The 23,221-nt window shown below is 59.8% G+C and carries 13 protein-coding genes and 3 pseudogenes; 6 read left to right on the top strand and 10 right to left on the bottom strand.

The window, feature by feature from the left end:
* The 5 genes from E4P82_RS09005 to E4P82_RS08985 all read right to left on the bottom strand — a co-directional run.
* Positions 1–395, bottom strand: a 395-nt coding sequence (locus E4P82_RS09005; protein WP_420887082.1) for a branched-chain amino acid ABC transporter permease, incomplete at its 3' end; no start/stop codon positions are given.
* 9 nt (positions 396–404) lie between these two features.
* Complete coding sequence (locus tag E4P82_RS09000) at positions 405–1,547, bottom strand: ABC transporter substrate-binding protein (RefSeq protein WP_169248562.1); 1,143 nt, start codon at positions 1,545–1,547, stop codon at positions 405–407.
* Between the two features lie 91 nt (positions 1,548–1,638).
* Positions 1,639–2,247 (bottom strand): indolepyruvate oxidoreductase subunit beta, encoded by a 609-nt coding sequence (locus E4P82_RS08995; protein WP_169248561.1) that lies wholly within the window; start codon positions 2,245–2,247, stop codon positions 1,639–1,641.
* Complete coding sequence (locus tag E4P82_RS08990; protein WP_169248560.1) at positions 2,240–4,105, bottom strand: thiamine pyrophosphate-dependent enzyme; 1,866 nt, start codon at positions 4,103–4,105, stop codon at positions 2,240–2,242. The genes E4P82_RS08995 and E4P82_RS08990 overlap by 8 nt, the downstream gene beginning before the upstream one ends.
* 114 nt (positions 4,106–4,219) lie before the next feature.
* Complete coding sequence (locus E4P82_RS08985) at positions 4,220–5,248, bottom strand: DNA-binding protein (protein WP_169248559.1); 1,029 nt, start codon at positions 5,246–5,248, stop codon at positions 4,220–4,222.
* Between the two features lie 223 nt (positions 5,249–5,471).
* Here E4P82_RS08985 and E4P82_RS08980 point away from each other — a divergent pair, with 223 nt between their 5' ends.
* Positions 5,472–6,479 (top strand): YeiH family protein, encoded by a 1,008-nt coding sequence (locus E4P82_RS08980; protein ID WP_169248558.1) that lies wholly within the window; start codon positions 5,472–5,474, stop codon positions 6,477–6,479.
* Here E4P82_RS08980 and E4P82_RS08975 read toward each other — a convergent pair.
* Positions 6,460–7,350 (bottom strand): LysR family transcriptional regulator, encoded by an 891-nt coding sequence (locus E4P82_RS08975; RefSeq protein ID WP_169248557.1) that lies wholly within the window; start codon positions 7,348–7,350, stop codon positions 6,460–6,462. The genes E4P82_RS08980 and E4P82_RS08975 overlap by 20 nt on opposite strands.
* A gap of 193 nt (positions 7,351–7,543) precedes the next feature.
* On the opposite strand from E4P82_RS08975, the gene E4P82_RS08970 reads away from it, so the two are divergent.
* The 3 genes from E4P82_RS08970 to E4P82_RS08960 all read left to right on the top strand — a co-directional run bounded on the left by E4P82_RS08970 (position 7,544) and on the right by E4P82_RS08960 (position 14,956).
* The gene (locus E4P82_RS08970) at positions 7,544–8,686 is read left to right on the top strand and encodes a tyrosine-type recombinase/integrase (RefSeq protein WP_312914491.1); all 1,143 of its coding nucleotides are present in this window, start codon (positions 7,544–7,546) and stop codon (positions 8,684–8,686) included.
* Between the two features lie 176 nt (positions 8,687–8,862).
* A complete protein-coding gene (gltB, locus tag E4P82_RS08965) occupies positions 8,863–13,515 on the top strand; it encodes a glutamate synthase large subunit (protein WP_169248556.1) in 4,653 nt (1,550 codons plus the stop codon).
* Between the two features lie 4 nt (positions 13,516–13,519).
* Entirely contained in the window at positions 13,520–14,956 is a 1,437-nt protein-coding gene (locus E4P82_RS08960) for a glutamate synthase subunit beta (protein ID WP_169248555.1), read from the top strand.
* Positions 14,957–15,020: 64 nt separating this feature from the next.
* Here E4P82_RS08960 and thiM read toward each other — a convergent pair.
* From thiM to glgC, 4 genes and pseudogenes are all read right to left on the bottom strand, one after another.
* A pseudogene (gene thiM, locus E4P82_RS08955) lies at positions 15,021–15,822 on the bottom strand (hydroxyethylthiazole kinase).
* A gap of 12 nt (positions 15,823–15,834) precedes the next feature.
* Positions 15,835–16,890: a GMP reductase gene (locus E4P82_RS08950; protein WP_169248554.1), complete on the bottom strand. Its 1,056-nt coding sequence runs from the start codon at positions 16,888–16,890 to the stop codon at positions 15,835–15,837.
* Positions 16,891–18,366, bottom strand: a complete 1,476-nt coding sequence (gene malQ / locus E4P82_RS08945) for a 4-alpha-glucanotransferase (RefSeq protein ID WP_169248553.1) — start codon at positions 18,364–18,366, stop codon at positions 16,891–16,893.
* 81 nt (positions 18,367–18,447) lie between these two features.
* Positions 18,448–19,719 carry a glucose-1-phosphate adenylyltransferase gene (gene glgC / locus E4P82_RS08940; protein WP_246327458.1) on the bottom strand — a complete coding sequence of 424 codons (1,272 nt, stop codon included), beginning with the start codon at positions 19,717–19,719 and terminating at the stop codon, positions 18,448–18,450.
* 276 nt (positions 19,720–19,995) lie between these two features.
* Here glgC and glgB point away from each other — a divergent pair.
* Both glgB and cysB read left to right on the top strand, forming a co-directional pair.
* Positions 19,996–22,178: pseudogene (gene glgB / locus E4P82_RS08935) on the top strand (1,4-alpha-glucan branching protein GlgB).
* A 45-nt stretch (positions 22,179–22,223) separates the two neighbouring features.
* A pseudogene (gene cysB, locus E4P82_RS08930) lies at positions 22,224–23,199 on the top strand (HTH-type transcriptional regulator CysB).
* The last annotated feature ends 22 nt before the right edge of the window (positions 23,200–23,221 follow it).

The raw sequence follows: 23,221 nt of genomic DNA, 5'->3' as shown, positions 1-23,221 counted from the left end.
AATTGGATGGGCGTGTCGCCGGTGAAGGGGGGTAGGGCGTGAAACCCCTTGCCCCACAGCAGTAGGACGACGCCGCGCAGAAAAATCGCCGCGCCGATGGTGACGATGATGGTGCTGACCACCGATGCGCCCGCCGCCGGTTCGATGGCAAAGCGTTCCAGCAGCAGGCCGACCAGCGCGGTCAACAGGGTCGCGCCAAGTCCCGCCAGCACCAGCGGCAAGCCGGCGTTCAGCAGGGCGACGGTGGCCATGGCGCCCAGCATCACGAATTCTCCCTGGGCGAAGTTCACTACATCGGAGGCGTTGTAGATCAGGGCGAATCCCAGCCCCACCAAAGCATAAATCGAACCGATCGTGATCCCGGTCGCCAGAAACTGCAGCAGTTGCTCGGGCATCGGCGGCGCTTATTCGACGATCTTCCAAGCCCCGTCGCGAATCTCCACCATCTTAAAGGCATCCAAGCTTAAGCCCATATGATCGGTGGGCGTCATGTTGAACACGCCGGCCGTGCCGATAAAGCCATGGGTTTTCTCGATTTCGTCGCGCACCTTGGCCTTGTCGGTGCCGCCGGCCCGCTCGATGGCCGCCACAACGATCATCAGGCCGTCGTAGGCATGGCCGCCGAAGGTGGAAACCGGCCCATATTTGGCCTCGAAGCGCTTTTTGTAATCGAGCAAAATCGGTTTTTGGGGATCGGTATCGGGTAATTGTTCGGCGACGACCAGGGCCGCCGCCGGCAGGCGCACACCCTCGGCCGCCGCGCCGGCCAGATCGATGAAGGTTTTGGAGGCGACACCATGGGATTGGTAAAGCGGCAGATCGATACCCAATTGTTTCATGTTCTTGGTGACGATGGCCGGTGCCTGGCCGAAACCGAAGTTGATGACCGCCTGGGCGTCCGAGGCGCGGATCTTGGCCAATTGGGCGGTCATGTCGGTGTCTTTGTTACCGTAGGATTCGTCGGCAATGATCGAGATGCCGTAATCGGGCGCCAGCTTGAGGAGTTGCTCGTGCCCGGACTTGTCGAAACCGCCGTCGCCGCCGATCAGCGCGACCTTGGTCAAGCCGCGCTTGCGCAAGTCCTCGAAGATCTTGGCGGCGGCCATGCGGTCGGTGTGCGCGGTCTTGAACACCCATGGCTTGACCGGTTCGACGATTTCGATCGCCCCCGCCAGCGATACCAGGGGAATAGCCGCCTTTTCCACTTCCGGGATGACGGCCAAGGTATCGCCGGAAGTGGTGCCGCCGACGATGACATCGACCTGATCGTTACGGATCAGACGCTTGACGAAGCCGACCGCATCCTGGGCTTTGCCACTGGTGTCGTAGTGGACCAATTCGATCTTGCGGCCCTTGACCCCGCCCTTGGCATTGATGTCCTCGACCAGCATTTGCAGGGTCTTGAGTTCAGGATCGCCCAGAAACGAGGCCGGACCGGTAACCGCCAGGAAAGAACCCAGCTTGATCGGATCGGCGGCGTTGGCGGGTTGGACGCCGGCCAATAGCAACGCCGACACCAGAATGGCTCTCCACACTTGATTTTTCATTGTGATTTCTCCCCGAGGGTAGTTATTGGAATAATCCGGCACGGGCCGATCGATGGGTCAGGGTCGACCCATCGGCTCGGTTTAAGGAGCGTTATGACGATGTTTGGACGTGTCCGGCCTCCCGCCCGGTGTCGAACGCCTGGGCATTGATCTCCGCCAGTTTGGGTTTATAGGCGCGGAAGCCCTCGATAATGCAGTCCCTGAGCACTGCGGCGGAGAAGGGCAGGTAGTCGCTGATCGCCCCCAGCATGATGGTATTCACCAGCTTGGCATTACCCAATTCCGTCGCGATGGCGCCGGCGTCGAAGGCATGAACCTCGATGCCGGCCTGAGCCAATTCGCCGATGGGATCGGCGGGGTAGTCATACAAACCGACCGACACCACCGGCGGCGCGAGGCGCAGGGTGTTGACCATGGCAACGCCGGTGGGGCGCAGATAGGGCAGCCAGCGCAACGCTTCGGCGGCTTCGAAGCCGATCAGCAGATCGGCTTCACCGGGATCGATCTGCGGCGAGTAGATCCTGGGACCGAAACGAACGTGAGAGGAGACCACCCCGCCGCGCTGGGCCATGCCGGCCACTTCGGTTTTCTTGACGTCGTACCCTTGGTTCAGGGCGGTGCGGGCCAGCATTTCGGCGGCGGTCATTACGCCCTGACCACCGATGCCGACCACCAGGATGTTGGTGATACCGTCAAGCATGGGGATGAATCCGGATGGTATTGGCTTGCGGTTGCTGGACAATCGCTTCGGGGGCACAGGTTTCGACACACATGTGGCAACCGGTACAGGTATTGGCATCGATGCGGGCGAAGACCAGCTCCTTGCTTTTGCCGCTCTTGGCGGTCACGGTCTCGCGGCGAGAGACCGAGATGGCCGGGCAACCGAGGTCGATGCAATTGCCGCAACCGGTGCATTGGTCGTCGATGACTTCGTAGGGCCGGAAGCGCTCGAAGCGGTCGGTCAGCGAGCAGGGGCGGTTAGTGATGATGATCGAGGGTTCGTTCATCTTGGTTTCTTCCCGTACCAGCTTGACCATGGTGGGCAACTCGTAGGGATCGACCATGCGGATACGCTCCGGGCGGACGCCGAGCGCTTCGGCCAGTTTGGCAAAATCGACTCGCGGGGTCGGCAAGCCGTGCAGATTCTGGCCGGTGCCGGGATTTTCCTGACCGCCGGTCATGCCGACCGAACGATTGTCGAGCAGCAACACGGTGACGTTGCCACGGTTGTAGATCATGTTCAGCAGACCCTGCATGCCCATGTGCAGGAAGGTGGAATCGCCGATAACCGCGACGATGCTTTTCTTCTCGTCGGACGCGCCGCGCCCTTTGTCCATGCCGTGGGCCATGCTCAGCGAGGCGCCCATGCAGGTGCAGGTATCCAGCGCGTTCCAGGGATGACCGGCACCAAGGGTATAGCAACCGATGTCGCCGACGATGTTGAGATTACGGATGTGGGAGAGGGCAAAGTAGGGGCCGAGATGCGGGCAAGAGGCGCACATGGTCGGCGGGCGCGGGAAGACGGTCGATTGCGGGCGGGTTGGAACCTGGTAGGGTTCGCCCAGCAAGGGCTTGATCGCCGGGCGCAACACGCTGGGCGCCAATTCGCCCCAACGCGGCAGAATATCCTTGCCGCGCACCTCCAGACCGGCGGCGCGGATCTCGGTTTCCAGCAATGGCTCGGTTTCCTCGACCACCACCAGGGTATCGACCTGGCCGGCGAAGGCGCGGATTTTTTCCAGCGGTGGCGGGCAACTGAACCCGAGCTTGAGCACGGGAGCGTTAGGGAAAGTTTCGCGGACGTGCATGAAGGCCGGTCCGGCGGTTACGAAGCCGATCCGGCGGTCACTACTAGTGACCGAGAAGTTGAGATCGCTGGCTTCACTCATGGCCTGTAACTGTCGTTCGCGTTGGTGCATCACCGGTAGGCGCGGCTTGGCGTTGGCCGGGGTCATCACCCAGCGCTGGGGATTCTTCTGGAAGCCGGCGGCGGCGTGTTCGGTCCGTTGGCCCGCGACCGTGACCATGGCCTTGACGTGGCAGACACGGGTGGTCATGCGGACGATGACCGGAACCTCGTATTGCTCGGAAAGCGCGAAAGCCTGCTTGACCATCTCGTAGGCTTCCTGGGAATCCGCCGGTTCCAGCACTGGCATGTGGCCGAAGCGGCCCCAATAGCGGGAATCCTGTTCGTTCTGCGACGAGGACAGGCCGACATCATCGGCCACCACGATCACCAGACCGCCGACCACGCCGGCCAGCGACTGGGTCATGAAAGCGTCCGAGGCGACGTTCATGCCGACGTGTTTCATGGCCGCCAAGGCACGCGAGCCCGCCAGCGCCGCACCGATGGCGACTTCCACCGCCACTTTTTCGTTCACCGACCATTCCGAATAGATATCGGGATACAGCGCGATGTTTTCCAGGATTTCGGTGGCGGGAGTGCCCGGATAGGCGGCGGCGACACGGACGCCAGCCTCCCAGGCGGCGCGCGCCACCGCTTCGTTGCCCGAGAGCAGATGACGGCTTTCGGCCTTGGCGTGAACCACGGCATTCATGATGATAGGAACCTCGTTATTGTGTCCGATACGGGGGTGGATGAAACATCCATCGAAAATACAATGATTTTAGGAACTATTTCCAACGATAAACAAGGAGCGCTCCAAGAGAGGTCACTCCGAATCAGGGAAAATCTTGGGGTCGGGTTGTGTGGGTCGATTCATTTCGAAGGATTGCCGCAGGCGATTTTGCGCGTCCAGCGCCGCTCTTAACTCGCCGCGCAAGGCATCGGTGGCGCGCGCCATGTCACCGTAGCGGTTCTCGGCGGTGGCCAGCGCGACGCGAACCTGACGCAGTTCGGTATCTCGCACCCGCAAACGTTCCTCGGCGGTGGCCAGCGCGGCGCGAATCTCGATATTTTCCCGGCGTTGGGCTTCCTGTTGCATGCGCCAACCCGCTTCCCGGTTTTTCCATTCCTGGCGTTCGGCCGCGAAGGTTTGGCGCTCAACCGCCTGTTCGGCGCGATCCTGATCGAGAAGGTGCATCAATCGGGTTTCGTTGGCTTCGGCGCGCTGGCGTTCATCGTCGATGCGTTGTTGGGCCTGGGTCTGTTGGTGGCTCATGTCGACCCGCAATTGTTGCAAGACGGTTTCCATCTGCGCGACCCGTGCTTCGGTCTCGGCTCGGATCTGCGCGCCGGCGTCGATCGCGGCCTGCGTGCGTTGTTCGGCGGCATCGATCGCGATTTCCGCCGCCGCGCGGCGTTCTTGCGCCACCAGCAATTGATCGGCGAGTTGGCGCGCGGACAAGGTGACGGCATCGAGCTGGCGACTCAAATCATCGGCGGCGGTCTGAGCTTGCCGTTCGCCGGCGACGGCGGCATCGCGCGCCTGTTCAGCGGCAGCCACGGCTTGAGCCGCCACCGCGCGTTGTTCTTCGAAGGCAGCCTCGGCTTGGTGTATTGCGATTTTCCAAAACGACTCCAGGGCCGTCATCACGGTTTCCGGGACAGCGGGCGGTAGAACCGCCTTGGGCGATTCGGCCAGTTGTTGCTGCCAATGTTTCAGGTGTTCGCTGATCGTGGTGTTGCTGCCAGTGCCAAGCAGTTCGCGTACACGTTGAATGGTGGGGTTGAGGCCGCGACCTAGCAGGGTTTCGGCGGCTTCTTGGACTTCTTCGTAACGGATTCCAGAACGAGCCATAGGGGAAACTCCATGGGGTCTTATGTTATGAATGATTACATGATACGTATTTTACAGCAATACATAGGACAAAAATTCAAGATAATTCCCATTATCATGAATTATCAAAACACGCGAAAACGTTCAATTTTTATTTACTACTAATAACAAATATTCAAATATCATTAAATTTATGGGTTTCTCACAATGGTTGCTCCTTCGTTCATCGCTTCGAGGTTCAACCATGAGGTACATCGTTCTGCCCGGACTGGCTCTGCCGTTGCTCATCGCACTGGCCGCAACCAGTCTTGCCAATACCGCCTGGATGCAACACTGGCAGCTTTCGTCTCTGACCCTGGCCATCCTGCTGGGCATGGCGGCGGGCAATCTGGGACAAAAGTTCATCCCGGTTTCCTGGAAACCAGGCATCCATTTCGCCCAAAATCGTTTGCTGCGGCTCGGCATCATCTTTTACGGGTTTCGGCTCTCTTTTCAGCAGGTCGCCGATGTCGGCTTGACGGGTCTATTGACGGACCTTGCCGTCATTACAAGCACCTTCGTTGGCGGCTATCTGATCGGTACCCGCTGGCTGAAAATCGACCGGGAAACCGCAATGCTCACGGCTGTCGGCGCTTCCATCTGCGGAGCGGCGGCGGTGCTGGCCACCGAACCGGTGGTTCGTGGCAAACCGCATCAAACCGCCATGGCCGTGGCGACCGTGGTGCTATTCGGCACGCTAGGTATGTTTCTTTATCCGCTGTTGCAAGGGATGCTGCACTGGCCGGATCGCTTGATGGGTATCTACACCGGCGCCACCATCCATGAGGTCGCGCAAGTGGTCGCCGCCGGTAACGCCATGAATGGCGCCGTGGTCGGCGCCGCCGTCATTACCAAGTTGACCCGAGTGATGATGCTGGCGCCATTCTTGATCGTGCTCAGCCTATTCCTGCAACGTCACCATCCCGGACAAGAAGGACGTCCCGCCATCACCATCCCATGGTTTGCCCTACTCTTCGTGGTCATGGTCGGGGTGAATTCCCTCGCGGTGGTTCCGGCGGGAATAGTGCCTACCATCAACACCTTCGACAGCTTCGTATTGACCATGGCGATGGCGGCGCTGGGCGTGGAAAGCCACATCGGCAAACTGCGCGGCGTGGGTCCTCGTCCGTTGCTACTGGCGTTGCTGCTATTTGCTTGGTTGGTGATCGGCGGCGTTGGCCTCACCCGGACGATCAACGCACTGGTAGGCTGAAGGACTGGCAGTGCTGAATGAAACGTTCGAGCAGCGGACCGCGATATTTGTCGCGGTGCAGGACGATATGGAAACGGCGATTCAAAGGAACCGCCAAAGGCAGTTCCTTGACCCGGCCGTGGGCGAGCGCATCGGCGGCGGCGAGACGGGACAAGCAGGCCAAACCCAGCCCCGCCGCCACGGCTTGAAGCAACGCCTCCGTGCTGTTTAACTCCAACGACACCGGGCAATAGCGTAACCGTGAACCGATCAGGGCGAAAAACTGTTCGCGGCTGCCGGAACCCGGTTCACGAATCAACCAGGCCTCTCCCTCCAACTCCGCTAATTTCAGGACGCCGCGCCCGACCAGCGAATGACTAACCGGCGCCAATACACACAGCGGATCGTCCAGCCAAGGGGACGGCTCTAATGCCTGCTGAGCGACCTCGCCTTCCACCAGCGCCAGATCCAGTTCGAACCGGGCCAGCGCTGTGCAAACCGCCGAGGTATGAGAGATCCACAGGCGTTGATCGTGATGTCCGGTCTCCTTGCGGAACGCCGCGATCAACGCTGGCAGCAAATAGGTACCGACGGTACGACTCGCACCGATCGTCAACGTGCCGCCGGTCAGTGACTCGTCCAGCGCGCGCGGCAACATGGCTGCGCGAGTCAGCAGTTCATCGGCCCACGGTAGCAATTGCTCGCCGTACGCATTCAGCAGCAGGCGATTGCGAAAACGATCGAAGAGCGGATGCCCCAAGTGGCTTTCCAATTCGCGCAAGGCCATGCTGATCGCCGGTTTGGTCAGATTCAGACGCTCGGCGGCTGCGGTCAGAGTCCCCGCCTGGGTAATGCTTACGAACACGCGCAATTGCTTCAAAGTGACGTGCATGGTGGTATCATGGCGTATATTTCATATTTTAATCAAAAAGATATGACGATAGCTGAGCCGCTTCAAGACCGATCTGATAAAGTCACGCATCGTAAGGTTCCTTGACATCATGCCTTCACTTCGAGCGTGCCCGGACATGAACGACCTGCCTTCTTCATCATTGGCTTCTCTCGTCCAAGACGATGGAAGCACCGTGCCCGACGCCCCTCCTCTGCCCCTGGAACGCCTGCGCGTACCGGAGGCTTTCGACGGACGCGCAGGCGGCAACCGGGCCGGGCCGGATGTCGTTTGTCAGTTGGCCGCCAGCAACGATCTTGAGGCGATCCAGGCGTGGCTAGCCGAGTTTCACGATTCGCCGCAAACTTTGCGCAATTATCGCAAGGAGGCCGAACGCCTGCTGTTATGGGCCTTGCTGGAGCGTGGCAAGCCGTTGTCTAGCCTCACCCGCGAGGACTGCCTTCAGTACGAGCTTTTCCTCGCCGATCCACAGCCACGCGAGCGCTGGTGCGGCATCAAGGCGCCGCGCTTCAGCCCTCGCTGGCGGCCGTTTCTGGGGCCATTGAGTCCCGCCAGCCGCAAGCTGGCGATGTTGATTGTCAATTCCCTATTCAGCTACTTGGTTAAGGCCGGCTACCTGGCCGGCAACCCGCTGGCGCTGGCCCGGCGTCGCACTCGCGGCCTTCAACCTTTGCGCCAAGTGGAACGGTTCCTCGAACACGATCAGTGGCAAGCCCTGCTGGCCGCCGTCGCGGACTTGCCTCGCGACAGCGAGCGCGACCGCCAACACCACGCCCGAGCCCAGTATTTGGTTGCCTTGCTCTACCTACTGGGTCCTCGGGTCAGCGAGGTTGCCGGCCATACCATGGGCAGTTTTACCCGGATTCGTGACCGCTGGTGGTGGCGCGTCATCGGCAAAGGCCGCAAGGAAGCCCAGGTACCCGTCAATCAGGACATGCTGGAGGCGCTGAGCGAATACCGTCGTTTCCATGGTCTGCCGCCATTGCCCGCCCCCGCCGAGCCGACCCCGCTCGTATTGAATTTAAAAGGCACCGCTGGCATCGGCGACAACATGATCTACCGCATCGTCAAGGACTTGGTGGCGCGGGCGGCGGCTCGCTTGGAGACCGACGATCCCCATCAAGCCGAAAAACTGCGGCGGGCATCCACCCACTGGTTCCGTCATACCAGCATCACCCATCAAGCCGATGCCGGCATCGAACTCCGCCACTTGCAGCGCAACGCCCGCCACGCCCGGCTCGACACCACCGGTCTTTACCTGCACGCCGAGGAAAAGGAATGGCATGAGGCAATGGAACAACACCGACTTAAGGAATAAACCCGAATTTGGGCGCATCGGAAACACCGCATCCGGCATAGCAGTTGCGCGACCAAAAATCCAATCATACTATGTCCGCCGCTGCAAAATTTGCCGGCTGGCGTGCTTATCCGCGCTCGGCGCGTGGACTTTATCCGCGGGGACGCCACCCTCCGACCGTGATCGAGGAATGCCTAATGCGTCATTTTGACCAAATCTCCACCCACCAGGGTCTCTACGACCCGCGTAACGAACACGACTCCTGCGGTATTGGTTTCGTCGTCGATATCAAAAACCGTAAGAGCCACCAGCCGATCAGCCAGGGTCTGGAAATTCTCGCCAACCTAAGCCATCGCGGCGCGGTGGGTGCCGACCCACTGTCCGGCGACGGCGCGGGTATCCTTTTACAAATCCCGGATAATTTTCTGCGCGCCGAATGCGCCTCGCTGGGTTTCGAGTTGCCCGCGCCCGGCGATTACGCAGTCGGCATGGTGTTTTTTCCCAGAGATACCAACGCCCGTGCCCAGAGCGAAGCCGCGCTGCGCCGCGCGCTTGCCGCCGAAAATTTCCAACTGCTGGGCTGGCGGAACGTACCGGTAGACAACTCCTGTCTGGGTCACAGCGTGCGTCCCACCGAACCGGTCATCCGCCAGGTGTTTGTCCAGCGCGCCCCGGATTGCCCGGCTGGCGATGCGGTCGAGCGGAAGTTGTTCGTCATTCGCAAACAGGCCCACAACGCCATTTGGAATCAGGAATTATTGGGTCGCCAGCAATTCTATATCGCCTCGCTGTCGTCGCGGACCATCATCTATAAGGGCATGATCCTGGCCCGCAATCTGAGCATTTACTACCCGGAATTGCGCGACCCGCGCGTGGAGTCGGCGCTGGCCCTGGTTCATCAGCGCTTCTCCACCAATACCTTCCCGTCTTGGGCGCTGGCCCAACCGTTCCGCTACCTCTGCCACAACGGCGAGATCAACACCCTGCGCGGCAACATCAACTGGATGCTGGCCCGTCGCCACAGCATGAGGTCGGACCTGCTCGGCGTTGATCTGGAAAAGCTGTGGCCGCTGATCGGCGATGGCGCCTCCGACTCCGCCACCTTCGACAACGCCCTGGAACTGCTGCTGTCCGGCGGCTATTCGCTGCCGCACGCCATGATGCTGATGGTGCCGGAAGCCTGGGCCGACAATCCGCTGATGGACCCGCAACGCCGCGCGTTTTACGAATATCACGCCGCCTTGATGGAGCCGTGGGACGGACCGGCGGCCATCGCCTTCACCAATGGCCGCCAGATCGGCGCCACCCTGGATCGCAACGGCCTGCGTCCTGCCCGTTATCTGGTGACCAACGACGACCAGGTCATCATGGCTTCGGAAATGGGCGTGCTACCGGTCCCCGAGGAAAAGATCGTCAAGAAATGGCGCTTGCAACCGGGCAAGATGCTGCTGATCGATCTTGAGCAAGGTCGCATCATCGACGACGATGAGATCAAGGCCCAACTGGCGTCCAAGCACCCCTATCAGGCTTGGCTGGACGCCACCCAGATCCGGCTCAAGGACCTGCCGGCCGAAATCGGACCGATGGCCCCCGATCCCCAAACCTTGCTGTGCCGCCAGCAGGCTTTCGGTTATACCCAGGAAGACTTGCGGGCTTTCCTGATTCCGATGGCCGTCAACGGCGAAGATCCGATCGGCTCCATGGGTCGCGACATTCCGCCCGCCGTACTGTCCGACCGACCCAAGCTGCTGTCCGACTATTTCAAACAGAAGTTCGCGCAGGTGACCAACCCGCCGATCGATCCGATCCGCGAAGAACTGGTGATGTCGCTGGTCTCCTTGGTCGGTCCCCGGCCCAACCTGCTCGACCTGACCAGCGGCGGCACCCACAAACGACTGGAGGTCAAGCGCCCAATTCTCGGCAATACCGATCTGGAGCGGATCCGCCGCATCGAATATCACGTCGATCGAGCCTTCCGCACCCAAACCCTAAGCATCTGCTATCCGGTCGAGCGCGGTGCCGACGGCATGGCGAGGGCCTTGGGGGATCTCTGCCGCGAGGCGGCCGACGTGGTGCGTCGCGGCTACAACATTCTGATTCTCTCCGACCGCAAGCTGGACGCCGATCACATCGCCATTCCCGCCCTGCTCGCCACCGCCGCCGTGCATCACCATCTGATCCGTACCGGTCTGCGCACCGAGGTCGGTCTGGTGGTGGAAACCGGCGAGGCCAAGCGGGTGCACGACTTCTGTCTGCTGGCCGGCTACGGCGCCGAGGCCATCAACCCCTATCTGGCCTTCGACACGCTGTCCGCCACCGTTTCTCGTCTGCCCCAGCCGATATCGGAAGCCGAGGCGCACGAGCACTATACCAAGGCCATTTCCAAGGGCATCCTCAAGGTGATGTCCAAGATGGGCATTTCCACCTATCAATCCTACTGCGGCGCCCAGATCTTCGAAGCCGTGGGGCTGGCCGACGAGTTCGTGCACCGCTTCTTCACCGGTACCCAGGGCGTCATCGAAGGCGTGGGCTTGCACGAGGTCGCGCATGAGGCGGTGCGCCGGCACCGGTTGGCTTTTGGCGATGCCCTGCTCTACCGCAACGCCTTGGATGTGGGCGGCGAGTTGGCCTATCGGATTCGCGGCGAACAACACGCCTGGACCCCGGAAACCATCTCCCTGCTCCAGCATGCGGTTCGCTCCGAAAGTTACGAACAGTTCAAACAGTACAGCCGGGTCATCAACGATCAAAGCGATCATCTGCGCAACCTGCGTGGCCTGTTCGAATTCCGCTTCGCCAATCAACCCCTGTCGCTCGATGAAGTGGAACCGGCCAGCGAGATCGCCAAGCGCATGGCCACCGGCGCGATGTCCTTCGGTTCGATTTCCTGGGAAGCGCACACCACCCTGGCGATCGCCATGAACCGGCTCGGCGCCAAATCCAACACCGGCGAGGGCGGCGAGGACCCCGAACGCTATCAGCCGCTGGCCAACGGCGATTCCAGTCGCTCGGCGATCAAACAGGTGGCCTCCGGCCGCTTCGGCGTCACCACCGAATATCTGGTCAACGCCGACGCCATCCAGATCAAGATGGCCCAGGGCGCCAAGCCTGGCGAGGGCGGCCAGCTGCCCGGTCATAAGGTCAACGACTGGATTGCTCGGGTTCGCCACTCCACCTCGGGCGTCGGCCTGATCTCGCCGCCGCCGCACCATGACATCTATTCCATCGAAGATCTGGCGCAACTGATCTTCGATCTCAAGAGCGTCAATCCCCAGGCCGCCATCAGCGTCAAGCTGGTCTCCGAAATCGGCGTCGGCACGGTGGCGGCGGGCGTGGCCAAGGCCCATGCCGATCACGTCACCATTTCCGGCGAGGACGGCGGCACCGGCGCCAGTCCGCTGACCTCGACCCAGAACGCCGGTTCGCCTTGGGAAATCGGCTTGGCCGAGACTCATCAGACTCTGGTGCGCAACCATTTGCGCGGGCGTATCGCGGTACAGGTCGATGGCGGCTTGCGCACCGGGCGCGATATCGTGATCGGCGCGCTGCTGGGCGCCGACGAATTCGGCTTTGGCACCGTCGCCCTGATCGCCGCCGGTTGCGTGATGATGCGCAAGTGTCATCTCAACACCTGCCCGGTGGGCGTCGCCACCCAGGACCCGGAATTGCGCAAGCGCTTTCCCGGCCAACCAGCTCATGTCATCAACCTGTTCACCTTCCTGATCGAGGAAGTACGCGAACTGATGGCCCAGCTCGGTTTCCGCACCTTCAACGAAATGATCGGTCGTTCCGACCGGCTCGACATGCGGCGGGCCATCCATCACTGGAAGGCGCGCGGACTGGATTTCAGCCGTTTGCTGGCCACCCCGCCAGCGCCTCCGGGCGTGGCGGTCTACCACTGCGAGGCACAGGATCATGGCTTGGACAGCGTGCTGGATCGTCAGTTGATTGCCCAGGCGCGGCCGGCTCTGGAGGAACGGCAACCGGTGCGCATGGATCTGTCGGTACGCAACACCGACCGCACGGTCGGCGCCATGCTGTCGGGTCAGGTGGCTCAGCGTCATGGCCATCGAGGGCTACCGGACGACACCATCCACATTCACCTCAAGGGCACCGCCGGCCAAAGTTTCGGCGCCTTCCTGGCACGCGGCGTCACCCTCGAACTGGCAGGCGAAGCGAACGACTATGTCGGCAAGGGGATTTGCGGTGGACATATCGCCATCTATCCGCCCGCCGAAAGCACCTTGCGGGCCGAGGACAACATCATCGTCGGCAATACCGTGTTGTATGGCGCCGTCGCTGGCGAGTGCTATTTCCGGGGCATGGCGGGCGAACGCTTCGCAGTGCGCAATTCCGGCGCGCTGACGGTGGTTGAGGGTGTCGGCGATCATGGGTGCGAGTACATGACCGGCGGCGTGGTGGTGGTGCTCGGTTCCACCGGCCGCAACTTCGCCGCCGGCATGAGTGGCGGTCTCGCCTACGTGTTCGATGAATCCGGTGATTTCGTCCGCCGCGCCAATCTGGCCATGGTCGAGTTGGGGCCGTTGAACGACATCGAGGAAACGCTCAACGTCCGGGTGTTGCGCGACGACTGGCGCGGCTTGGCCGAAGCCGCGTTGCCGGAAGACATGCTGCGCCATGACGCTCACCGGCTGCGGATTCTGCTCGCCCGTCACCATCTGCATACCGGCAGCGAACCCGCGCACCGCATCTTGGAACACTGGCGCGAGGCCTTGCCGAAATTCGTCAAGGTGATGCCCCTGGATTACCGCCGAGCCTTGCAGGACATGCAAGCCAAGGCGCGTGCCGCGCGCCGCGACGAATCCGCCGATCTGGCCGTGGGAGCTTGATGTCATGGGTAAGCCAACCGGTTTTCTGGAAATCGCCCGTCACGATCATGACTATATCCCGGTCGAAGAGCGGGTCCGGCATTTCCGCGACTTCGTGGTTCCCCTACCGGAACCGCGAGTACGAGAACAAGCCGCGCGCTGCATGGATTGCGGCATTCCCTATTGCCATAACGGCTGTCCGGTCAACAACATCATTCCCGACTGGAACGATCTGGTGTATCGCGGCAACTGGCGCGAAGCCCTGGACGTCCTGCATTCCACCAACAACTTCCCGGAATTTACCGGGCGGATCTGCCCGGCGCCCTGCGAAGCGTCTTGTACCCTGAACTTCAACGATCAGCCGGTGACGATCAAGGATATCGAGTGCGCCATCATCGACAAAGGTTGGGCTGAAGGCTGGGTGGTACCGCAGATCCCCGCGCATCGCACTGGCAAGCGCGTGGCCGTGGTCGGTTCCGGTCCCGCCGGGCTGGCTTGCGCCCAGCAATTGGCGCGGGCGGGCCATGGCGTGGTGGTGTTCGAGAAAAACGACCGCATCGGCGGCCTGCTGCGTTACGGCATTCCCGACTTCAAGCTGGAAGTCGATATGATCGACCGCCGTCTGGCGCAAATGCAGGCCGAAGGCGTCGAATTCCGTCCCAATAACCATGTGGGCAGTGATATCTCCGCTCGCCGCTTACTGGCGGAATTCGATGCCCTGGTACTGGCCGGCGGCGCGGAGCAACCGCGCGACTTGAACGTACTAGGTCGTGAGTTGCGGAATATCCATTACGCCATGAATTTCCTCACCCAGCAAAACCGCCGGGTCGCGGGCCAGAAACTCGTCGATGAGGAAATTCTCGCCGACGGTAAGGACGTGGTGGTCATCGGCGGCGGCGATACCGGTTCCGACTGCGTCGGCACCTCGATCCGGCAGGGTGCGCGCTCGGTGACTCAACTGGAGATCATGCCCAAACCGCCCCTGCATGAAAACAAGCTGCTGACTTGGCCGAATTGGCCGCTGAAGCTGCGTACCTCCAGCTCTCAGGAGGAAGGCTGCGAGCGGGATTGGTCGATAGCGACCCAAGCCTTCGTCGGTCAGGATGGACAGGTGAGTGCCATCAAGCTGGTTCGGCTGGAATGGCGGCAGGTCGATGGCCGGCAGACCATGGTGGAAGTGCCGGGCAGCGAGTTCGAAATCCCAGCCGGATTGGTGCTGCTGGCTATGGGTTTCGTTCACCCGATCCACGAGGGCATGTTGCGGGAGCTGAGCGTGGCTTTGGATCCGCGTGGCAATGTCCGCGCCGACACCCAAGGCTACCAGACCTCGCTCAACAAGGTTTTCAGCGCCGGCGACATGCGGCGCGGTCAGTCTCTGGTGGTCTGGGCGATCCGCGAAGGCCGGCAGTGCGCTCGGGCAGTGGACGAATATTTGATGGGCAAATCGGATTTGCCACGCTGAAAAACCAGAGGGGCGATGCGCGGGGGACTAACGGAGACGAAAACCCGCGCATTGCCCCCTGTTGCTAACCGGTGGCCCGCGCCCGCGCGGTCAGGGTCGCCGCATCCAGCGCATAGAGCGCATCCAGCAGTTCCACCTGCAAACTTCCTGGTCCCCTCGCCTGTTCCGCCGCCAGTTCTCCGGCCACGCCGAACACCGCCAACGCCGCCACGGTCGCCGCCAACGCATCGGGTTCCACGGCCAAGAATGCGCCAATAACCGCCGTCGCCGAACATCCCAATCCGGTGACTCGCGTCATCAGCGCATGGCCGTTATGAATTTCCACGACTCGCCGACCATCGGTCACGTAATCCACTTCGCCGGTAATCGCAATCGCCGCGCCGCTGTCCTCGGCCAGTTTTCGTGCCGCATCCAGCGCTGCTTCCGAACCGTGAAGACTGTCGACCCCCCTGCCCTGCCCTGCCCGCGCCTGTTGTGCCAAGGCCAGAATCTCCGACCCGTTGCCCCGAATGACGCTCGGCCCCAATCGGGCCAGGGCAACCGCCGCAGCCTGTCCGGTACGGTGTAGCCCCCGCCCCCACCGGATCGAGCACCCACGGTATGCCAGCCGCCTTCGCTCGGATCGCCGCCAACTTGCTGGCGGCGATCTGCTCCGAATACAAGGTGCCGATGTTGACCACCAGTGCCTGGCTGAGCGCGACAAAATCCTCCACTTCGTCGTTGGAATGCACCATGGCCGGCGAAGCTCCCAGCGCCAGCAGTGCATTCGCGCTGTTGTTCATCACCACGAAGTTGGTGATGTTATGCACCAGAGGCCGCCGCTCGCGGATGGCGCTCAGTAATCTCCAAATCTGGTCAGCGGTCACGGCGGTCGAAATCTACTCATTGAAAATGGGATTGTGCTGTTCCATCACCCTGACGAAGGTGGTGCGCTTGCTCAGTTCCTTGAGCTGGCTGGCTCCGACATAGGTACAAGCGGAACGCAGCCCGCCCAAGATATCCTTGATCGTTTCCTCCACGGGTCCCCGGTATGGTACGGTTACGGTCTTGCCTTCCGAGGCGCGGTAATCGGCAACCCCGCCGCTGTATTTCTCCATTGCCGTTTTCGAACTCATGCCGTAGAACCTGACTCGGCGCTGTCCATCCTGCTCTTGCAGGACTTCTCCGCCGCCCTCGTCGTGCCCCGCCAGCATGCCGCCCAGCATGACGAAATCCGCGCCCGCGCCGAATGCCTTGGCCACATCACCGGAGCAGACGCAACCGCCATCCGAAATGATATGCCCGGACAACCCGTGCGCGGCGTCGGCGCACTCGATGATCGCCGACAATTGCGGGTAGCCCACACCGGTCTTGATCCGTGTGGTGCAAACCGAGCCCGGCCCGATGCCGACCTTGACGATGTCGGCGCCGGACAGCAGCAGTTGTTCCACCATTTCGCCGGTGACCACATTGCCGGCGATGATGATCTTGTCTGGATAGCGCGTCCGGACCTCGCCGATCCGGGCCACGAAATCCTCCGAATAGCCGTTCGCCACGTCCATGCAGATGAAGGTCAATGCCGGATGGCATTCCATGATCCGGGTCAATTTATCGAGATCGTGGTCCGAGATACCGGTGCTAACCGCCACGTTGTCCAACAACTGGCTTTCGTCCGTGCCATTCAGTTGCGTAACGAACACCGCCCATTCCGCTGGCGCATAATGCTTGTGCACGGCCGCGCACAAGCCATGCCGGGCAAGTGCCGTCGCCATGGCGAAGGTGCCGACGGTGTCCATGTTGGCGGCCATGATCGGAATCCCGCTCCAGCTTCGGTCCGTGTGCCGGAATTTGAAGCTGCGTTCGAGCCTGACGTGGCTGCGACTGCTCAGCGTCGAGCGCTTGGGCCGGATCAATACATCCTTGAAGCCCAACTTCAAACCGGCTTCGATACGCATTCAGATGCGCCCGTACAAGTGCAGCAGATGTTGGTAATGGTCGGTCATGCGCGGTTCGATCTGCTCCCAGCGGAACCGCCAAGTCCAATTGCCATCTGGCACGCCCGGCCGGTTCATGCGATCCTCGCTGCCCAGCTCCAGCAAGTCCTGCATCGGTATCACCGCCAGTCGCGCCACGGAAGCAAAGACCGTTCGCACCAACAGATCCGGCATCCGCTCCGGGCCGCCGCCCAGGTAGTCGAACACATGCGCTCGCGTCGACTCGTCCAGTTGCTGAAACCAGCCCATGGTGGTGTCGTTATCGTGGGTTCCGGTATAGGCCACCGCATTGATGACGTGATTGTGCGGTAGGTAGGGATTGTCGGCCCCGCCGCCGAAGGCGAAATGCAGGACCTTCATGCCCGGCAAGCCGTGGCTGTCGCGCAGCGCTTCGACTTCCGGCGTGATGATGCCCAGATCCTCCGCAACCAGCGGCAACCGACCAAACTCGTCCTGCAAGGCTTCGAACAATTCATGGCCCGGCGCCTGTCGCCAGCAGCCGTTGACGGCTGTCTCGGCCGTCGCCGGTATCTCCCAGTACGCCTCCAGGCCACGAAAATGGTCGATGCGCAGCAGGTCGAATTGAGTGAACTGCGTGCGAATCCGCTCCTTCCACCATGCAAAACCGTCGGCACGCATCTTGTCCCAAGCGTAATGCGGATTGCCCCAGAGCTGGCCGGTGGCGGAGAAGTAATCGGGCGGCACGCCGGCGACGACTTCCCGCCGCCCTTCCTTGTCCAGTTGAAAAGCATCGCGACGCGCCCACACGTCAGCGCTGTCGTAGCCGACGAACAGCGGAATATCGCCGAAGATCAGGATGCCGCGGTCATTGGCGAAACGCTTGAGGGATTCCCATTGCCGGTAAAACAGGAATTGTTCGAACTTGCACTGTTCGAAGACCACCCCATATTGTTGCCGCGCCGTCGCCAGCGCTTTCGGATGGCGGTCACGCAGCTCGACGGGCCAATCGAACCACGCCTGCCGCTGGTGAGCCGCGTGGATAGCCTGATAGAGTGCATAGTCATCCAACCAATATTTGTGCTGGCGCTGAAACGCCGCATAGGTATCCTGCTCGGCGGCGCCATGCCGCTGAAATCCCTGATAGGCTTCGCTTAACCGCCGCTGGCGGTAGTCCCAACCCTTTTCCTCCGCTCGTGGTCCTTGATCCGCTTGCAGCCAGCCTGCCTCGACGAGCGGATCGAGCGCGATCAGTCGCGGGTTCCCCGCGTGAACCGACTGTGCCGAGTATGGGGAAAGATCGTCGTGGGGCGGTCCCAGCGGCAGCGTTTGCCAAACGCTGAAGCCGCAGGCGGCCATGAATTCGACGAACCGATAAGCATCCGGTCCCAGATCGCCGTTGCCGTGGCCTCCGGGTAGCGAAGTTGGATGCAACAATAAACCCGCGCGCCGCCGGTCGAGTGGCGAATCCTGATTCATGACTGATTAACTCCTTGGATTGTGGAAATTCTTGTTCTATTTGGCCGGAAAGGACGAAGTAAAATGACTGCGGCGATCGAATCAGCGAACAGGGGGGGATTCCTGGCCCAGCATCTCGCGGGCGACCAAAACCACGCCTTGTTCGGTGCGATAGAATCGACGGGCATCTTCTTCCGGATCTTCACCGATGACGGTTCCCGGAGGAATGATGCAGGCACGGTCAATGATAACCTTATGCAGTCGGCAATAGCGGCCGATATCGACGCCCGGCAGGACCACGGCATCCCGTAGCTGAACGTAGGAATGGACTTGGACGCCGGAAAACAGCAGGGAATGGTTGACGTAACCCCCGGAAATGATGCAACCATCCGCGATCATGGAATCCACCGCCATGCCCCGGCGACCTTCGTCGTCGAAGACGAACTTGGCGGGCGGCGACTGGTCCTGATACGTCCAGATGGGCCAATGTTCATCGTATAGGTTCAGTTCGGGATCCACGCCGACCAGCTCCATGTTTGCCCCCCAGAATGCATCCACCGTCCCTACATCGCGCCAGTAACTCTGTTCCTTGGTTTGCACGTCGCGAAACGGATAGGCGATCGCCCGGTGTCGCCCGATTAGGCGCGGCACCAGATCCCGACCGAAATCGTGATTGGAATCTTCGATACCTGCGTCTTCGATCAGTTTTTTCGAACAGGAAGTGAGTATTGAATACGTAAATACCCATCGAGGCCAACGTGACGTCGCTCTGTCCCGGCAGGTTTCCGGGTTCTGCGGTTTTTCCACGAAACGGAGGATTTCGTTGTTTTCGTTGACCGTCAGCACCCCGAATTCACGCGCCCGTTCGCGGGGAACCTCGATGCTGCCGACCGTGACATCGGCCTTGCTTTCCACATGTTGCGCCAGCATCGGACCATAGTCCATTTTGTAGATGTGGTCGCCGGCTAAAATAAGAATATATTCAGGAGCATGAGTACGAATAATATCCAGGTTCTGGTAAACCGCGTCGGTGGTGCCCTTGTACCATGAGGATTGGTCGATCCGCTGTTGGGCCGGTAGTAGTTCCACGAATTCGCCGAACTCGCCTCGCAGGAATCCCCAACCGCGTTGGATATGTTGGATCAGGGAATGGGCCTTGTATTGGGTGAGCACGCAAACTCGCCGGATACCGGAGTTGATGCAGTTGGATAAAGGAAAATCGATGATTCGATACTTGCCGCCAAAGGGGGTTGCCGGCTTTGCGCGCCACAGCGTCAGGTGCTTGAGCCGGCTACCCCGGCCACCCGCCAGAATGAGGGCGAGAGACTCCCGGGTCAGCCGACTGACGAAGCGTGAGGTGATGGCCGCGCTCATGCGTTAACTTTCTCTCTCTGTTATGCTTTCCCCTTGCGGGTTTGAAGTCCCGGCAAGGTGGCGGGTCGCCTCCAGGTCGGTGGCCCGCGCACGGCGGGCAGACACTGCGCGATTTCTCGATGAATTATAGTAGGTCCCGAATGCGGCTTTTTGCTACTTGCGGTGCTCTGGTCCGAGCTACTGGAAGGCGATTGGAAACACAGTGGTTAACTTCCCCCGATGACCCATTCTGACCACGAAGACAGCCAGCGGCATCCAACTCTGGCTGATATCCCCATGATCGACCATGCCGCTCTGCTGCAAGCGGGGCGACACCCGGACCCAGGCGCGGTACTCGGATGTCACGGTCGCGGCACTCAGGCACAGATCCGGGTATTTCTACCCGGTGCCCGCCAAGTCAGCCTGATCGGTATCGGTCAGTCGCTGTCACGGTTGGCCGATACCGACTTGTTCGAATGGCAGGGTCCGCTCGATGGCCTGCCGACTCACTATCAGTTGAACTGGCTGGATGCCGGTGGCAACCAACATATTGCCCACGACCCTTATAGTTTCGCGCCGCAATTGAGTCTGTATGATTTGCATCTGTTCAACGAGGGCCGTCATATGCATGTTTACCGCGTTTTGGGGGCACATCCGCGCGTGGTGGATGGCATCGGTGGAGTCCTGTTTGCGGTCTGGGCACCACATGCTGCTTGCGCCAGTGTGGCTGGCGACTTCAACGAATGGGAAGGCCGGTTTCATCCCTTGCGCCGTCGGGGTGAGGTCTGGGAGTTGTTCGTGCCCGGCGTGTCGGCCGGCATGCGTTACCGCTTTGATATTCTCAGCCGCGAGACCGGCGAGCTGTTGAATAAGATTGACCCTTACGGTTATGAGTTCGAGCGGCGGCCGGCCACCGCCTCGATCATCGTGGACAGCACCGCATATTCCTGGCATGACGATCTCTGGATGCGCCGACGGCGGCAGCGGGATTGGACGAAGTCTCCATTGTCCGTCTACGAGGTGCATCTTGGTTCCTGGCAGCGGGATGAGACCGGTACCTACTTATCTTATGATGAATTAGCCAAACGTTTGGTGACTTACGTTAGTTCATTGGGATTTACCCATATCGAGTTGATGCCGGTGACCGAGCATCCATTGGATGCATCTTGGGGCTACCAACCAACCGGCTATTTCGCGCCGACCAGTCGTTATGGTACAGCGGATGACTTCCGCCGCTTGGTTGATTGTTGCCACCAGGCGGGTATTGGCGTGATCCTTGATTGGGTGCCTGGCCATTTTCCCAAGGATGCTCATGCCTTGGCGCGCTTCGATGGTGCGCACCTCTACGAATATGCGGATCCGGCGCGTGGCGAGCACCGTACTTGGGGTACTTTGGTCTTCGATTACAATCGTAATCAGGTCAAGAATTTTTCTGTTGGCTAGTGCCTGTTTCTGGTTGGAGGAATGCCATCTGGATGGTTTGCGAGTCGATGCCGTGGCCTCCATGCTCTATTTGGATTATGCCCGCGAATCGGGTGAATGGGCTCCGAATCCGTTTGGAGGCAATGAGAATTTGGAGGCGATTGCTTTTCTGCGTGAACTGAATGAGGTCATTCATCGTCGCCATCCAGGTGTATTGATGATCGCCGAGGAGTCCACCGCCTGGCCTTTGGTTACCCGACCGACCTGGATGGGTGGTTTAGGGTTTGGCATGAAATGGAATATGGGCTGGATGCACGATATTTTGGAGTATCTTTCGTTCGATCCGGCTTTGCGCCGCCATCATCACGACTTGCTGACCTTCGGCTTGTTGTACGCCTTCACCGAGAACTTTATGTTGCCTTTGTCACATGATGAAGTTGTTCATGGCAAGGGCTCGCTACTCGCTAGAATGCCAGGGGATCGTTACCAGCGTTTTGCCAATCTACGGCTGCTTTATGTTTATATGTGGATGTATCCGGGCAAGAAATTTTTTGTTCATGGGCAACGAGTTCGCGCAGGAGCGTGAGTGGGATTGCGATGGCATGCTGGATTGGGAGTTGCTGCGTTTACCGGAGCACCGGGGTATGCAGAAACTGCTTCGTGATCTTAATATCCTATATTGCTCGACCGAAAGCCTGTATGGCCATGAATTTAGTCAGGAAGGTTTTGAGTGGTTGGACTGCCATGATGCCGCTCAGTCGGTTGTGGTGTATCTACGTCATAATACTGATAAAGACCAACTTGCGGTGGTTGCGTTGAATTTTGCGGCGGTGGGGCGTCTTGGTTATCGGATTGGGGTACCGGGACCTGGGGTTTACAAGGAAGTATTGAGCTCCGATGCGCGCTGCTATGGAGGTAGTGGTCTAACTAACGTCACCAGGGGTGATATTCTTGCCGTTTCGGTTTTTCATATGGGACAAACTTATTCATTGGTGGTGGACTTGCCTCCCTTGGCTGGAATAGTGCTTCTATCCTGTCAGCCGCGTTCTGTAGATTGATGTGGCTATGTTCTATGTCGATTGGTTTTCGAGTGGAGTGGGTTTGTGAAATTGCAACAACTGCGATATTTGATCGCGATTGTGCGTAATAATCTGAATATTTCCGCTGCAGCGGAGAGTCTGTACACCTCGCAACCGGGTATCAGCAAGCAACTGCGATTGTTGGAGGAAGAGCTGGGTGTTGAGTTGTTTAGCCGCAATGGTAAACATTTGACCGAAATAACTCCCATCGGTCGCCACATTATTGCCAAGGCTGAAAGCATTCTTTGTGAAGTTAATAATATACAGATTCTGTCGGAGGAATATCGTGACGACCGGCGCGGTAGCTTGTCCATCGCGACCACGCATACTCAAGCGCGTTATGCGCTACCCCCGGTCATTAAGATATTTCGAGAGCGCTATCCAGCAGTGACTTTACAGATCCACCAAGGTTCTCCGGGCCAGATTGCCGAGCTGGTGCAATTGGGTGAAGTGGATTTCGCCATTGCCACTGAAGCCTTGGAGTTATTTGAAGATCTGATCATGATGCCTTGCTATATTTGGCAGCGTTGTGTTTTGGTGCCGCATGGTCATCCATTGAGCGAGTTGCCTTGTTTGACCTTGTATGATGTTGCTCGATATCCCTTGGTGACTTATGTGTTTGGCTTTACTGGTCGTTCACAGTTGGATGAAGCTTTTCGCAGTGTTCAGATTAAACCGAATGTTGCGTTCACCGCGACTGATGCGGATGTGATCAAGACTTATGTACGATTGGGCATGGGGGTCGGGATCGTTGCGCGGATGGCGTATGATCCAAGTCAAGATCAGGATCTGGTGCAGTTGGATGCTGGTCATTTATTTGCGACGAACACGACTAAGATTGGATTTAGGCGAGGAACCTTCTTGCGTAGTTATATGTACGATTTTATTGAGATTTTTTTCTTCACACTTAACTCGGGAACGGGTACGGGAGGCGGAACGAACCTCCTCTCCCGAGGAAGTAGCTATTATCTTCGATTCCTTGGAGTTGCCTCTTCGGTGAATGGGTTTTTTTGAAAACTATG

The sequence above is a fragment of the Candidatus Competibacter phosphatis genome, assembly GCF_012939995.1.
Lineage (GTDB): Bacteria > Pseudomonadota > Gammaproteobacteria > Competibacterales > Competibacteraceae > Competibacter > Competibacter phosphatis.
This window is presented reverse-complemented; position numbering and strand designations above follow the sequence as displayed.

Excerpts from the sequence above, each read along its gene's own strand:
- E4P82_RS08995 (WP_169248561.1), bottom strand. The coding sequence starts at position 2,247 with ATGCTTGACGGTATCACCAACATCCTGGTGGTCGGCATCGGTGGTCAG.
- glgC (WP_246327458.1), bottom strand. The coding sequence starts at position 19,719 with ATGAGCGCGGCCATCACCTCACGCTTCGTCAGTCGGCTGACCCGGGAG.
- E4P82_RS08975 (WP_169248557.1), bottom strand. The coding sequence starts at position 7,350 with ATGCACGTCACTTTGAAGCAATTGCGCGTGTTCGTAAGCATTACCCAG.
- gltB (WP_169248556.1), top strand. The coding sequence starts at position 8,863 with ATGCGTCATTTTGACCAAATCTCCACCCACCAGGGTCTCTACGACCCG.
- E4P82_RS08960 (WP_169248555.1), top strand. The coding sequence starts at position 13,520 with ATGGGTAAGCCAACCGGTTTTCTGGAAATCGCCCGTCACGATCATGAC.
- E4P82_RS08980 (WP_169248558.1), top strand. The coding sequence starts at position 5,472 with ATGAGGTACATCGTTCTGCCCGGACTGGCTCTGCCGTTGCTCATCGCA.
- E4P82_RS09000 (WP_169248562.1), bottom strand. The coding sequence starts at position 1,547 with ATGAAAAATCAAGTGTGGAGAGCCATTCTGGTGTCGGCGTTGCTATTG.
- malQ (WP_169248553.1), bottom strand. The coding sequence starts at position 18,366 with ATGAATCAGGATTCGCCACTCGACCGGCGGCGCGCGGGTTTATTGTTG.
- E4P82_RS08985 (WP_169248559.1), bottom strand. The coding sequence starts at position 5,248 with ATGGCTCGTTCTGGAATCCGTTACGAAGAAGTCCAAGAAGCCGCCGAA.
- E4P82_RS08990 (WP_169248560.1), bottom strand. The coding sequence starts at position 4,105 with ATGAATGCCGTGGTTCACGCCAAGGCCGAAAGCCGTCATCTGCTCTCG.
- E4P82_RS08950 (WP_169248554.1), bottom strand. The coding sequence starts at position 16,890 with ATGCGTATCGAAGCCGGTTTGAAGTTGGGCTTCAAGGATGTATTGATC.